The following is a 13681-nucleotide window of genomic DNA, read 5'->3' as shown; positions in this document are numbered from 1 at the left end:
GGTTCCAGACTAACCCCGTAACCAGGAGGCACCCATGGTGAATGTCCAGACCGAGATTGTTATCAACCGTCCCCGCGCCGAGGTGGCGGAGTACGCGGCCAACCCGGACAACGCGCCGCAGTGGTACGCCAACATCCACCGCGCGCAGCGGCTCACGGACGGCCCTGCCGGCACCGGATCCAGGGTCGCGTTCACGGCCAAATTCTTGGGCCGCGAGCTCAATTACACCTACGAATTCGTGCAATTCGTGCCGGGCGAGCGGCTCGTCATGCGGACCGCGCAGGGCCCCTTCCCCATGCAGACCACCTACACCTGGACGGACGACGACGGCGGGACGCGCATGACCCTCGGCAACAGCGGGAGACCCTCGGGTTTCTCACGGCTGGCAGGGGTCTTCATGGCACCTTTGATGCGCCGGGAGAACCGCAAGGACCTGCAGAAGCTGAAGTCGATCCTCGAAGCCGACCCCGCATAACCGGCCCGAAACCGCATAACCGTTGCCGGGTGGCACCGGCTAAGCAGGCGAGGGCCGGTTGTGCGACATCAGATCGAGTAGCGCTCATCCTCGTGGTCGCCCGGGTGGTCCTTGACCAGGCCGGCGGCCAGCGTGTTGCCGTCCAGCGGATCGATCACCAGGAACGCTCCGGTCCGGCGGTGGTGCAGGTAGTTCTCCAGCGGCAGCGGGGCGGCGAGCCGGAGCTGTGCGTGGCCGATGTCGTTCAGCTCCAGGCTGGACGCGCCCTCGAGCTTGAAGGACGCCAGGTCCAGCTTGCCGGAGACGTTGCGGACCATGGCCTGGACCGTGCGCGTGCCGTGCTTGACCAGCACCTTCTGGCCCTCGCGCAGCGGCTTCGGGGACAGCCAGCACAGCGCCGCGTACAGGTCCGCCGATGCTTCGCGGACGGTTCCCGCAGCGGCGATGGTGTCTCCGCGGGCCACGTCGAACTCCTCGGCCAGCCGGATGGCGACGGACTGCGGGGCCGCGGCTTCCTCCAGGGAGGCGCCGGCAAAATCGATGCCCGCAACCGTGGTGGTGCGCGGGGACTGGCCAGGCGTCAGCACGGAGACCTTGTCCCCCACCTTGACCGAGCCCTCGGTGATCTGGCCGGCGTAGGCGCGGTAGTCACGGTAGGCCTCCACGTCCAGGCCGGCGGCCACGGCGTCGGGAGCCAGGGCGCCCTGCGGCCGGATGACCAGCTGCACGGGGAAGCGGAAGCTCTCCAAGTGGCTTTCGAGTTCGTCGGCGGCGGGCAGGGTCTCGAGGACCTCCAGCAGCGCCGGGCCGGTGTACCAGGGGGTGCGCTTGGACCGGTCCACCACGTTGTCGCCGTCGAGGGCGGACACGGGGATGACCAGCAGGTCGCTGATTCCATCGGATCCGAGGCCGAGTTCGCGGCCCACCTGCTGCACGTCCGCCTCGATCTCGCGGAACACGGACTCGCTGAAGTCCACCAGGTCGATCTTGTTCACGGCCACGATCACGTGGGCCACGCGCAGCAGCTGCAGCACGGACAGGTGCCGGCGGGTCTGCTCCAGCACACCCTTCCGGGCGTCGATGAGGACGACGACGGCATCCGCGGTGGACGCGCCGGTCACCGTGTTCTTGGTGTACTGCACGTGCCCGGGGCAGTCGGCCAGGATGAAGCTGCGGCGGTCGGTGGCGAAGTAGCGGTAGGCCACGTCGATGGTGATGCCCTGCTCGCGCTCGGCGCGGAGTCCGTCGGTCAGCAGGGCGAGGTCGATCCCGCCCTTCTCCCCGCCAAAGCCGCGGTCGGCCGAAGTCCGGGCAACGGCGTCAAGCGTGTCAGCCAGGATGGCTTTGGAATCGTGAAGGAGGCGGCCCACCAAAGTGGACTTGCCGTCGTCGACCGACCCTGCGGTGGCGAACCGGAACAACGTAGTGGGCAGTGCTGTCTCCAGCTCCGAAGCCAAAGTATCGGTGCTCATTAGAAATACCCGTCCTTCTTGCGGTCTTCCATGGCTGCCTCGGAGATGCGGTCATCTGCGCGGGTGGCGCCACGTTCGGTCAGGGTGGAGGCGGCGACTTCGACCACGACGTCGGCCACGGTGAAGGCGTTGGACTCGACGGCGCCGGTGCAGGACATGTCCCCCACCGTGCGGTAACGGACGGTCTTGGTGATAACTTCCTCATCGAGGCGCGGCTGGGAAACCTCGCCCACTGCGCGCCACATGCCGTCGCGGGCGAAGACCTCGCGCTCGTGGGCGTAGTACAGGCCGGGCAGCTCGATGTTCTCGCGCTCGATGTAGCGCCAAATGTCCAGCTCGGTCCAGTTGCTGATGGGGAACGCACGGACGTGCTGGCCTACGGTGTGGCGGCCGTTGTAGAGGTTCCACAGCTCGGGACGCTGGTTGCGCGGGTCCCACTGGCCGAACTCGTCACGGAGGCTGAGGATGCGCTCCTTGGCGCGCGCCTTGTCCTCGTCGCGGCGGCCGCCGCCGAACACGGCGTCGAACTTGTTCTGCTGGATGGCGTCCAGCAGCGGGACCGTCTGCAGCGGGTTGCGGGTGCCGTCGGCACGCTCTGCCAGTTCGCCACGGTCGATGAACTCCTGCACGGAACCCACTACGAGCTTCAGGCCCAGGCGCTCAACAGTGCGGTCGCGGAAGTCGATAACCTCGGGGAAGTTGTGGCCGGTGTCCACGTGCAGCACGGGGAACGGGACCTTGCCCGGCCAGAACGCCTTGGTGGCCAGGTGCAGCATCACCACGGAATCCTTGCCGCCGGAGAACAGCAGCGCGGGCTTCTCAAACTCGGCAACAACCTCGCGGATGATATGAATCGCTTCGGATTCGAGGGTGTCCAGGCTGGAGAGGCGCGTGGATACGGCGGCTTCAGTCACCTGGGGCTCCTCGGTTAAGTAAGTGCTCATACGTGTAGTCCGCATTCTGTCTTGTTGGTTCCTGCCCAGCGGCCGGCGCGGGGGTCCTCGCCGGGAGCCACCTTGCGGGTGCAGGGCTGGCATCCGATGGACGGGTAGCCCTGGGACAGGAGCGGGTTGACGGGCAGGAGGTTGTCGTCGGAGTACTGGACCAACTGGTCGAACGTCCAGGCGGCCATCGGGTTGACCTTGACCAGGCCGTTCTTGTCGTCCCACGTCACCAGCGGGGTGTTGGTCCGTGTGGGGGCCTCGTCGCGGCGGACGCCGGTGAACCAGAGTTCGTAGCCAGCGAGGGTGCGCTGCAGCGGGGCCACCTTGCGGAGGGCGCAGCACTGGGCGGCATCGCGGAGGAACAGGTCCTTGCCCAGGAGGCGGTCCTGCTGCTCCACGGTGTTCTCCGGGAGCACGTCCACCACGTTGACGCGGAGGTTCGCTGCCACCTCGTCACGCGTGGCGTAGGTTTCCGGGAAGTGGTAGCCGGTTTCCAGGAACAGGACGTCGACGCCGGGCAGCTGGTCCGCGACCAGGGCGGGCAGGACGGCGTCAGCCATGGAGCAGGCGACGGCGACGGCGGGCAGCTCGAAATTGCGCGCCACCCAGGCAATCACGTCAGCGGCCGGAGCGTCCCAGCCAAGCTCGGCGGCGCCGGCTTCGGCGAGGGCCTTCAGCTCTTCGTGGGAGCGGAGCTTGGGAGCGGCAGTTGCCACGGTCTCCTCAACCTGCGCGGCGGCCTCAGCGGTATCAACAACGGGGTCGGCCCCGAGCGCGTGCTTACTCACTGGAGTGCCTCCTCGTCTGCTGCGTGGGCCCACTCCGCGAAGGTCTGGCCCTCGGCGCGCTGGGCCACGAAGGTGCGGACAACCCGTTCCACGTAGTCCGGGAGATCGTCCACGTAGACCTTCAGGCCGCGGACCGTCCGGCCCAGGCCTGCTTCCTCGCGGTCCTTGGAAGCCAGCCCGCCGCCCAGGTGGACTTGGAAGCCTGGGGAGGGATCGCCGTCGGGCGTGGGAAGCATCATGCCCTTGAGGCCGATGTCCGCGGTCTGGATGCGGGCGCAGGAGTTGGGGCAGCCGTTGATGTGCAGGGACAGCGCCTGCGGCAGCTGGCCGGATTCGGCGAGGTCGGCCAGGCGGCGCTCCAGCTCGGCCACGGCGGTGGCGGCGGTGTGCTTGGTCTCCACGATGGCCAGCTTGCAGTACTCGATGCCGGTGCAGGCGATGGTGCCGCGGCGGAACACGGACGGGCGGGCGGACAGGCCCAGGGCGTCCAGCTCGGCGACGAGCGGCTCCACCTGCTCCTTCTCGACGTCCAGGACAACGAGCTTCTGGTGCGGGGTGGTGCGCAGCCGGTAGGAACCGCGGGCTTCGAGGGTGTCCGCGAGCTTGACCAGCGCTGCGCCGGACAGGCGGCCGGCCACCGGGGTGGCGCCGATGAAGAACTTGCCGTCCTTCTGCTCGTGCACGCCCACGTGGTCGCCGGGGGTGGTGGGCTTGGGCGCGGCGGGGCCGTCGGCCAGCTTGTAGCCGAGGTATTCGTCCTCCAGGATCTGGCGGAATTTCTCCGGACCCCAGTCCGCCATCAGGAACTTCAGGCGGGCCTTGGTGCGCATGCGCCGGTAGCCGTAGTCGCGGAAGATACTGGTCACGCCAAGCCACACGTCGGCGGCCTGTTCCGGCTTCACGAAGGCACCCAGGCGCTTGCCGAGCATCGGGTTGGTGGACAGCGCGCCGCCGGCCCAGAGATCGTAACCAATGCCGAGTTCCGGGTGGCGGACACCCACCAGGGCGAAGTCGTTGATCTCGTGGACCACGTCCTGGCTGGGGTGGCCAGTGATGGCTGTCTTGTACTTGCGCGGCAGGTTGGACAGCAGCGGGTTGCCGATGAACCGCTCCCCCAGCTCCTCGATGAGCGGAGTGGGGTCGATGAGCTCATCCTTGGCGATGCCGGCCACGGGGGAACCGAGAATGACGCGGGGCACGTCGCCGCAGGCCTCGGTGGTGGAGAGGCCAACAGCTTCCAGGCGGGTCCAGATCTCGGGGATGTCCTCCACGCGGATCCAGTGCAGCTGGATGTTCTGGCGGTCCGTGAGGTCGGCGGAGTCCCGGGCGAAGTCCACGGAGATCTGGCCGATGACGCGCAGCTGCTCGGTGGTGAGCGCGCCGCCGTCGATACGCACGCGGAGCATGAAGTATTTGTCCTCGAGCTCGTGCGGTTCAAGGGTTGCGGTCTTGCCGCCGTCGATCCCGGGCTTGCGCTGGGTGTAGAGGCCCCACCAGCGGAAGCGGCCGTGCAGGTCCTGGCTGGGGATGGCGTCGAAGCCTTCCTGCGCGTAGATGGTCTCGATACGCTCGCGGACGTTGAGGCCGTCGTCTTCCTGCTTCCAGGTTTCGTTGGCATTCAGCGGCGCCTTGCCGTCCACCTTCCACTGCCCGTGCGGCTTGGCGGCGGGGCGGGACGGGCGGGCGGGGCGCTTGGCGGCAGCGGAATCCGCCGACGCTCCGGCTAGAGCTGTATCAGTCATGCATCGACTGTAGGTCCCGCTCCGAGGGGGCTACAAAGGTCCGGAAACGCTAAGTCACCTAGGGAAATATTTCGTCACGAAACGCCGGAGGCGCTGGCTTCGGCGACGGCGGCGTCGTACCTTTCGAGCGCAATTTCGGCGAGCACCGGAGATGGCAGCAGAGGTTCGGTGACCAGGTCCGCACCGGCCTTCGCCAGCTGGTCGTGGAAGAAACCCGGCGCCAAAAGGTAGGACGCAATGACAACCCGCCCGCCGACGTCGACCCCTCCCGCGGACTCCCCCGCCCCGGCACCCCCGGCGAGTTCCTCGCGGAGCATGGCGACGGCGTCGGGCACGGAAGGCTTGGCGGAGGCACCGTACGCGGCCACCATCCGGTTGGACCGCAGCTGCCGCAGTTGTCCCAGCAGCTCCTCTACACTGACGGCCGCGTTGGGGTTGGAGGAACCTGCTGCGGCGAGGATGATGGCGTCGTTGTCCGTGGCGCCGGCCTCGCGCAGCCGCTGGTCAAGCAGCGCGGCCAGGCGCGGATCAGGGCCGAGCGGCTGGGCGGCGGCCATGCCGGGCCGGCTCTTCACGGCCCGCGCAATGTCCACCTTGACGTGGTAGCCAACGCTCAGCAGCAAGGGCACGACGACGGCTTCCGCCCCCTCCGGCAGGCCCGCCACCACATCAACCAGGTCGGGTTCCTGAACGTCCACGTAGGCTTCCCGAACGTCCAGGCCGGGGCGGAGTGCGGCGATGGCGGCGCGCAGGGCATTGACCTCCGCGGCTCCCTGCTTGCTGGAGGTGCCGTGGGCACAGGCGATCATTACCGGGCTGTTCATAGGGGCTAGCGTAACGTTGGAGCCGCCGCTGTCCGCCCTCTTTTAACCGCAGGGACGTTCCATGACATTCCCTTTTGACATCGCCCTGGTGTGGCTGGATCTTGCGGGCGTGTTCTTCTTTGCGGTCTCAGGCTCGCTGCTGGCCGCACGCAAGCAGTTCGACTTTGTGGGTTCCCTCCTGCTGGCATCGCTGGTGTCCCTGGGCGGCGGCGTGATCCGGGACATCATCCTCAACTCCGTCCCGGCAGCCTTTACCAACCCTGCCTACCTGGTTCCGCCCGTCCTGGCCACGGTGCTGGTGTATTTCCTGTTCTCCAGCGTCCAGCGGTACACCTCCCTCCTGGTGCTGTTCGATGCCGGCGGGCTTGCCCTGTTCTGCATCACCGGCACCCTGAAGGCACTGACCCTGGGCATGAACCCGTTCGCGGCCGTGCTGCTGGGCGTGACGACGGCCGTGGGCGGGGGGCTGCTGCGCGACATCACCGCCAACGAGGTGCCGCAGCTATTCGACGCCCGCGACCTCTATGCCCTGCCGGCCTTCAGCGGGGCCACCCTCACCGCCGTCCTGTGGGTCACATCGTCCTTTAATGCGCTGACCGCGTGCGCCGTGGCGGGCGTGGTCTTCGCGTTCCGCGTGGTGGCCTGGCGGCGGTCGTGGCACATCCCGCTGGCGGTCCGCGGATGGCAGCGCAGCGCGGGTCCGACCGGCGAGTGGGGCACCCGCGATTAGCTAGGATATGAGCATGACTGACATGTTCCTCGAGAAGTTCCGCGCGCTTGTTCCGAAGTATCTCGAGGACGAATGGCAGCAGGAGGACGGGCTCAGCCCGGAGGAACTGGACTCAGCCCTCGCCGAGCACCAGTTCCAGATCCCGCTGGTCCTGCGCGAGTTCTACCTGGCACTGGGCGGCTGCGAGGACCTCATGGAGGCGTACCACTACTTCTGGGACCCCGAAGAGCTCGAAGTTGATGATGAAGGCTTCCTGATGTTCCTCGAGGACGAGGAGGAGGCCTTCACCTGGGGCTTTCGGACCGGTGACCTCAGCATCCCGGACCCCATCGTGTACCGCCGCAACAACGCCCGCGGCCAGTGGAAGTCCGAAGAAGGCACCTTCTCCGAGTTCGTTTTCGACATGTTCGAGTGGGCGTTCGAGGACGAAGAGTAGGGCTTCCCGGGGCCCGGCTTCCAGCGGACCCGCCGCCGGGTTTCCCCACCTTTGGGAGTGGCCGACGGCGTGTCCCCCCGGATTTCCGGCGCGTCAGCCACGTCCCGAATCCAAACCTGGGGAAACTCAGCGGACAACTCTGCCCCGCAGGACCTGCCAGACCTCGCTGATGATCCGCTCCGGGTGGTAGACCACCTCGGCGTAGCCGTACCGGAGTACTGCATAGCCATTCAGGGTGCCGGCGTTGTTCCGTTTCCGGTCCTTTTTGACCTGACGCGGCTCCAGGTGAGTGGAACCGTCGATTTCCACAATCAGGAATCCCTCCAGCAGGAAGTCCACTATGCCGATGCCCTCCAGTTCCACCTGGGTTTCGGTGTAGATCCCCTCACTGCGGAAGATCAGCCGGGCCACCACCTCAATGGCTGAGTCCGCGGTGCCGTCCACCAAATCGAGGACTTTTCGGGCAGCGCCGTTCCGGTTGCCGGGGAGCCGCGCGCGGAGGTAAGGGAGCGTAGTCACCCCCTGCCGCACAGCACTCTCGGTCATCACTGCGGCCTCCACTCCAGGAAGGCAGCGAAGCCCGTGCAAGAGTACATCGGTGGTGCTGGCCACCGGCCTGGGAGTATCCGGAGGCACCCAGGTTTCACGGTGCACCACGGCGGTTTTGGTCCCGCCATGCCGGCAGGCCAGGTGAAGTTGCTCCGGCTGGTGCAGCACCCAGAGGTTTCGGTGCGCCGCCCCGGACGCACAGGTCAGAAGCCCATTGCCCAAGACGGCGCCCACCATGTCCGCCGGCGCCTCCGGGAGGGCCAGGACACCATGCCGCAGCCTTCGGATCTCCCCGGCAGCCACGGCATTGCGAACTTCCCGCTCCGAGAATCCAGCCTTCAGGAGTGTAGTCCTTCGGGCTACTGAGCCGGCATAGTGCAGAAACCTGCAGAGATCCATAGATTCAGAACACTTGATCGGCGCCCCGGCCGTCAGCCCCAATCAGCTCTATGTGCAAAGCCTGTCGGCACCCCGCGCCGGTTTTCCCCACCTTTCAGAGCGTCCGACGGCGTGTCCCCCAATTTCGCCGCCTGTCAGCCAGTTGCCGGATTCAAACCTGGGGAAACCCGGCGGGGAAAACCCTGTGACAGACACCGTAAATCGGGACTTGCGTAATATGACAAAGCTGTCATAAGCTGTTCACGGATCCGCTAAACGCCTCCGGCGGGTCTGATGCGAACGGAGAGATAGCCTCGGTTCAACGCAACGTATGACTCGTATCGTTGCTGCGAACCGGGGCTATCGTTTTTAAGCAGCGACTCCAAGCAGCGCCAAAAAAGGCCCGGCGCGCCGCGGACAACGTCCAGGGAGAGCCGGGCCTTAAAAAAGCAGTTGACCTAGCTGGCGCGGTCCACCACGGCCAGTGCGAAGTTGGACAGCGAGTCCTTGACCACGCCCTCGGGCAGGGGGGCCAGGGCGGCAATGGCCTCGTTGGCCCACCGCCGCGCCACGACCCAGGACTCAGCAGTGACAGGGTGCACGCGCAGCCCGGCCACCGCAGCGGACAGCGCTTCGTCTGAGCTCAGATCGCCGTCAATCAGTTTCAGGAGTTCGACGGCGGACTGGTCACCTTCATCGGCGGCCTTCCGCAGCAGCAGCACCGGCAGGGTGGGCACACCTTCGCGCAGGTCCGTCCCCGGCGACTTGCCGGACTTGACCTTCACGCCAGTCACGTCGATGACGTCGTCAGCCAGCTGGAACGCCACGCCCACTTTCTCGCCGTACTCCACCAGGACGGGCTCGTAGGCGGGATCCGCCTCGGCGAAGATCGCTCCCAGCTGGCCGGACGCAGCCACCAGCGAACCGGTTTTGTCCGCGATAACGGACAGGTAGTGCTCCACCGGGTCCTCGTCCGGGCGCGGCCCCACGGTTTCGTGCAGTTGGCCCAGGCACAGCCGTTCAAACGTCCGCGCCTGGATGCCGAGCGCGCGCGAACCGAGCTCGGACACCAGAATCGACGCGCGGGCAAAGATGAGGTCACCGGTGAGGACCGCCACCGAGTTGCCCCAGACCTCATGTGCCGTGGGGGCGCCGCGGCGGAACGGGGCGGAATCCATCACGTCGTCGTGGTACAGCGTGGCCAGGTGCGTCAGTTCCATGACGACGGCGGCCTGCACCACAGCAGGACGGCTCGCGTCTCCGAGGTGGGCACAGAGGAGGGTCAACAGCGGGCGGATCCGCTTGCCGCCGGCTTCCACCAGGTGCCGCGACGTTGCGTCAGCCAGGGGGTCGGAGTTGGCGATGGCCTCCCGGAGCTTCTTCTCCACGCGGGCCAGGTTGTTGGTGATGGCGGGGCCGAGCTCAGGGTCCTCCGCGATCGCCGCAAACCCTGCGGGCAGCTGCAGTCCCGTGGCGATGGCGGTGGTGTCGAGGCTGGGTTCGGTGTCCGGAAGGCCGTGCCCGGCGTGCGTCCAGCTGTGGTCTGCGGAGTTGGTCACGGGTTAACCCTAACTTTTTGTTGCGGATACCGCTGATTCGAGGCAACCGGAGCATTGGATGTGGCGGGGACCAATGATTCGAGGATCCTGATCATCCGGTCCTGGACTCCCTTCGCGGACGGGTCGGTCAGGTTGGCCAGCAGCCTGACCACGAACCGCATCAGAACCGGAATCGGCATGCCCGTCTGCAACGCCAGCTTCATCACCGAGGGCTTCCCAATCAGCGCGGCGAACACCCGGCCCAGCGTGAAGTGCGAGCCCCACTGGTTCCGTACATAGTCCGCGTACCGGGACAGGTGCGCGTCGGCGTCGTACATTCCGCCTGCTGCATGTGTGCGCGAGGAAGCGTCGATGATGAACTCTGCCGCAAACCGCGCGGACTCCATCGCGTAGGAGATTCCCTCCCCGTTAAAGGGGGAGACCATGCCGCCGGCGTCGCCCAGCAGGAGGAGGCCCGGAGAGTAGTGCGGTGTGCGGTTGAAGCCCATGGGCAGCGCGGCGCCGCGGATTTCGCCCACCTGGTTCTCCGGCGTGAAGCCCCATTCTGCGGGCATCGCTGCGGTCCATTCGCGCAGGACCTGTTTGTAGTCGAGCTTGCCGAATTCCTTGGAGGAGTTCAGGATGCCCAGGCCCACGTTGGAGGTCCCGTCCCCCACACCGAACACCCAGCCGTAGCCGGGCAGGAGCTTGCCGTCGCGGCCGGGGAGTTCCAGCCAGCCCTCCATCCAGTCGTCGTCGGTGCGGGGCGAGGTGAAGTAGGTGCGGACGGCGACGCCGAGCGGGCGGTCGTCGCGCTTATGCATTCCGAGGGATACAGCAGTCCGGGTGGAGTTGCCGTCCGCGGCAAGTACGACGTCGGCGCTGAATTCGAGCGTCTCCCCCGTCTTGCGTCCGGACTCGTCAAGCAGCGCTGCGCGGACACCGGTAACGCGGCCGTCCTCCTCCCGCACGGCTTCGGTGACGCTGTGGCGTTCCAGGATCACGGCGCCTGCGGCCTGGGCATGGCGCGCGAGCTCCTCATCGAAGCCCAGGCGCGTCCGGATCAGCCCGTACTGCGGAAAGTCTGATACCTCGGGCCACGGCAGCTCGATGGTACGGCCGCCCGCGATCAGGCGCAGGCCCTTATTCCGCCGCCAGCCTTCGCCCTCGGGGTGCGGCAGCCCAAGCTTCTGGATCTCGCGGACCGCCCGCGGCGTCAGCCCGTCACCGCACACCTTCTCGCGCGGAAAGCTGGTCTTTTCCAGCACCGTGACCTGGATCCCGGCCTTGGCCAGATAGTACGCGGCGGTGGATCCGGCCGGGCCGGCCCCGACAATCAGTACCTTCACAGGTCAGCGGACGATGTTTCGGCGCAGCTTGGCCACCGGGCCCTTATGCGCGGCAATGGCGGCCGCTGCCCCATCCGGGGTGGTCTCCGGGGCCTTGAAGGCGCGGTGGACGGCGACGATGCCGCCGGTGAGGTTGCGGTAGGTAACGTTTTCCCAGCCGGCTTCCTGCAGCCAGGCGGCGAGGTGGTCCTGGTCCGGCCAGGCGCGGATGGACTCTGCCAGGTAGACATAGGCGTCAGGGTTGGAGGCGACTTTCACTGCGATGGCCGGCAAGGCCCGCATGAGGTACTCGGTGTACATGGTGCGCCAGAGCGGAACCACCGGCTGGGAGAATTCGGCAATGACCAGGCGGCCCCCCGGCTTGGTCACGCGGAGCATCTCCTCCAGCGCCTTCTTGGGCCGGTTCACGTTGCGCAGGCCGAAGGAGATGGTGGTGGCGTCGAAGGTGTTGTCCGCGAACGGCAGGTTGGTGGCATCCCCGGCGACAAAGTTGATGTCCGGGCGGCGGCGCTTGCCGACCTTCAGCATGCCAAGTGAGAAGTCGCAGGCCACCACGTCTATGCCCGCATCGGCATATGGCTCGCTGGAAGTGCCCGTGCCGGCGGCCAGGTCCAGGACGCGCTGGCCCTTGGAAACCTCCATCGCCTCCACCACGATCTTCCGCCAGCGGCGGGTCTGCCCCATCGAAAGGACATCGTTGACGACATCGTATTTCGGTGCGACGTCGTCAAACATCGTGGCTACTTCGTCCGGACGCTTATCCAAGGATGCTCGGTTCACCATGACATTGTCTCAAATGTTCGGCTGGGCGCGGACCACCGGGGACGCCCCCGCGGCGCTGCCGGCCTTCCGCGGGGGCGCGCGGCGCGCCGGAGTAGTGTTGTTCCATCATGACGAGCACGCGCACCGGCCTCATAAAGTCACTGACAGTCCCCCTGGATGGAAAAGCATTCCCCGGGGGGCTGCCGTCGTTTTTGGTGCGCGACGATGTCCTCTGCTGGACCCGCCGCGAAGCCGGGCTGGCGGGTTTTGGTGAGCTCGCGCGTTTCACGGCCACGGGCCCGGAGCGCTTCCTCGAGGCCGACATCTGGTGGCGGCACCTGGTCCTCGAAGCGGACGTCACCGACGCCGTGGAGCTTCCCGGCACCGGCCCCGTGGCCTTCGGTTCCTTCGCTTTCTCCAAGACCTCGGCGCACGAGTCCCGCCTGATCGTGCCCGAGATCGTGGTAGGCGTGCGGGACAACCAAGCCTGGCTGACCCAGTTAACGTTCGACGACGGCCCCCTCACCGAAGCGGGAGCGCTCGCCGCGCTGGCGCGCTGGCTGGGCGCCGGTTCCGTTCCGGGCATGGGTCCGGTTCCGGGCAGTGGCTCCAACGCAGAACGAACGACGGCGGCAGCGGACTCCGCCGGGGACGCTGCGGAAGGTGCCGTTCCCGGGCAGGCGGGCGGCGCCGTCGTACGTCCCGTCACCCTGGCCGCCGGCGCAACCCTGCACACGGGATCCCTGACCGAGGAGGCATGGATGGCCGCGGTGGCCGCCGGCGTGGCGGAAATCCGCACGGGAGCCCTCGAGAAACTCGTGCTGGCGCGGGACGTGGTGGCGACTGTTCCCGCCGGCGTACATGCCGCGAACGTCCTGCGTGAACTGTCTTCCCGCTACAGGGAGTGCTGGACCTACGGCGTCGATGGCCTTGTGGGCGCCACCCCGGAGATGCTGATCCAGGTGGAGGGCCGCACGGCCCAGGCGCGCGTGCTGGCCGGGACCCTGGACCGTCGCGATGCCCACGGCGAGGACGGCGCGCCGATGGACTACGCCACGCGGGTCCTGGCCGGTTCGGAGAAGCAGCGGCACGAACATGAGATCGCCATCCAGTCGCTGACCTCGCAGCTGGCGCCGTTCTCCGAAGCCATGAACGCGCACGACGAGCCCTTCATCCTGGAGTTGCCCAATGTGTGGCATTTGGCGTCGGACGTGAAGGCGGAGCTGGCCGAGGTGGAGGGGCACGTGCCCACCTGCCTGGCGCTGATCAATGCGCTGCACCCCACCGCGGCCGTATGCGGAACGCCGACGCAGGTGGCGGGCGCGCTGATCCGCAAGCTGGAGCACCTGGACCGCGGACCGTATGCCGGGCCGGTGGGCTGGCTGGACGCGGCAGGGAACGGCGAGTGGGGCATCGCGCTGCGCGGGGCCGTGATCGAGTCTCGGGATACCGTGCGTTTGTATGCCGGCTGTGGCATCGTCGACGGATCGCAGCCGGAGGCCGAGCTTGCGGAGACGTGGGCCAAGTTCCGGCCGATGCTGGAGTCCCTCGGCATCCGCAACTGACCCCCACCCAACGGGAGTCCGAAATAACAGACACCCACCGGCGGTGCCCGCTTGATTTCTGAGCCCATTTAGTTATCCAATAGTGAAACAAAGTTTCCTGTGATGCACATCTCATAATCGGCGCTACAC

General features: G+C 67.1%; 13 protein-coding genes. 4 read left to right on the top strand and 9 right to left on the bottom strand.

What is annotated here, in order from left to right; all coding sequences use genetic code 11:
* Positions 1-34: 34 nt before the first annotated feature.
* Positions 35-475, top strand: coding sequence for an SRPBCC family protein (locus ACFWIX_RS02695; protein ID WP_377214567.1), 441 nt, complete (start codon positions 35-37; stop codon positions 473-475).
* Positions 476-543: 68 nt separating this feature from the next.
* On the opposite strand, the gene ACFWIX_RS02690 is transcribed toward ACFWIX_RS02695, so the two are convergent.
* The 5 genes from ACFWIX_RS02690 to ACFWIX_RS02670 all read right to left on the bottom strand — a co-directional run bounded on the left by ACFWIX_RS02690 (position 544) and on the right by ACFWIX_RS02670 (position 6245).
* On the bottom strand, positions 544-1947 hold the full coding sequence (locus ACFWIX_RS02690) for a sulfate adenylyltransferase subunit 1 (protein WP_377214566.1): 1404 nt from the start codon (positions 1945-1947) through the stop codon (positions 544-546).
* Complete coding sequence (cysD, locus tag ACFWIX_RS02685) at positions 1947-2891, bottom strand: sulfate adenylyltransferase subunit CysD (protein ID WP_377214565.1); 945 nt, start codon at positions 2889-2891, stop codon at positions 1947-1949. Before cysD ends, ACFWIX_RS02690 begins: the two co-directional genes overlap by 1 nt.
* Positions 2888-3679: a phosphoadenylyl-sulfate reductase gene (locus ACFWIX_RS02680; protein ID WP_377214564.1), complete on the bottom strand. Its 792-nt coding sequence runs from the start codon at positions 3677-3679 to the stop codon at positions 2888-2890. The genes cysD and ACFWIX_RS02680 overlap by 4 nt, the downstream gene beginning before the upstream one ends.
* Positions 3676-5421, bottom strand: a complete 1746-nt coding sequence (locus tag ACFWIX_RS02675; RefSeq protein WP_377214563.1) for a nitrite/sulfite reductase — start codon at positions 5419-5421, stop codon at positions 3676-3678. Before ACFWIX_RS02675 ends, ACFWIX_RS02680 begins: the two co-directional genes overlap by 4 nt.
* 74 nt (positions 5422-5495) lie before the next feature.
* Positions 5496-6245 (bottom strand): sirohydrochlorin chelatase, encoded by a 750-nt coding sequence (locus tag ACFWIX_RS02670; protein ID WP_377214562.1) that lies wholly within the window; start codon positions 6243-6245, stop codon positions 5496-5498.
* 61 nt (positions 6246-6306) lie between these two features.
* On the opposite strand from ACFWIX_RS02670, the gene ACFWIX_RS02665 reads away from it, so the two are divergent.
* On the top strand, positions 6307-6975 hold the full coding sequence (locus ACFWIX_RS02665; protein WP_377214561.1) for a trimeric intracellular cation channel family protein: 669 nt from the start codon (positions 6307-6309) through the stop codon (positions 6973-6975).
* Positions 6976-6988: 13 nt separating this feature from the next.
* Positions 6989-7411 carry a hypothetical protein gene (locus tag ACFWIX_RS02660; protein WP_377214560.1) on the top strand — a complete coding sequence of 141 codons (423 nt, stop codon included), beginning with the start codon at positions 6989-6991 and terminating at the stop codon, positions 7409-7411.
* Positions 7412-7537: 126 nt separating this feature from the next.
* Here the strand turns inward: ACFWIX_RS02660 and ACFWIX_RS02655 are convergent, their stop codons facing one another.
* From ACFWIX_RS02655 to ACFWIX_RS02640, 4 genes are all read right to left on the bottom strand, one after another.
* Positions 7538-8263 carry an endonuclease domain-containing protein gene (locus tag ACFWIX_RS02655; protein WP_377214559.1) on the bottom strand — a complete coding sequence of 242 codons (726 nt, stop codon included), beginning with the start codon at positions 8261-8263 and terminating at the stop codon, positions 7538-7540.
* A gap of 533 nt (positions 8264-8796) precedes the next feature.
* A complete protein-coding gene (locus tag ACFWIX_RS02650) occupies positions 8797-9897 on the bottom strand; it encodes a polyprenyl synthetase family protein (protein ID WP_377214558.1) in 1101 nt (366 codons plus the stop codon).
* Positions 9894-11225: a geranylgeranyl reductase family protein gene (locus tag ACFWIX_RS02645; RefSeq protein WP_377214557.1), complete on the bottom strand. Its 1332-nt coding sequence runs from the start codon at positions 11223-11225 to the stop codon at positions 9894-9896. Before ACFWIX_RS02645 ends, ACFWIX_RS02650 begins: the two co-directional genes overlap by 4 nt.
* 3 nt (positions 11226-11228) lie before the next feature.
* Complete coding sequence (locus ACFWIX_RS02640) at positions 11229-12005, bottom strand: demethylmenaquinone methyltransferase (protein ID WP_377214920.1); 777 nt, start codon at positions 12003-12005, stop codon at positions 11229-11231.
* A 110-nt stretch (positions 12006-12115) separates the two neighbouring features.
* Here ACFWIX_RS02640 and ACFWIX_RS02635 point away from each other — a divergent pair, with 110 nt between their 5' ends.
* On the top strand, positions 12116-13552 hold the full coding sequence (locus ACFWIX_RS02635) for an isochorismate synthase MenF (RefSeq protein ID WP_377214556.1): 1437 nt from the start codon (positions 12116-12118) through the stop codon (positions 13550-13552).
* Positions 13553-13681 lie beyond the last annotated feature (129 nt).

Origin of the sequence: Pseudarthrobacter sp. NPDC058362, assembly GCF_042723515.1 — a bacterium.
In the GTDB taxonomy this organism is placed as follows: Bacteria; Actinomycetota; Actinomycetes; order Actinomycetales; family Micrococcaceae; genus Arthrobacter.
Note: the sequence above shows the minus strand (reverse complement) of the source record. Positions and strands in the feature narration are given on the sequence as shown.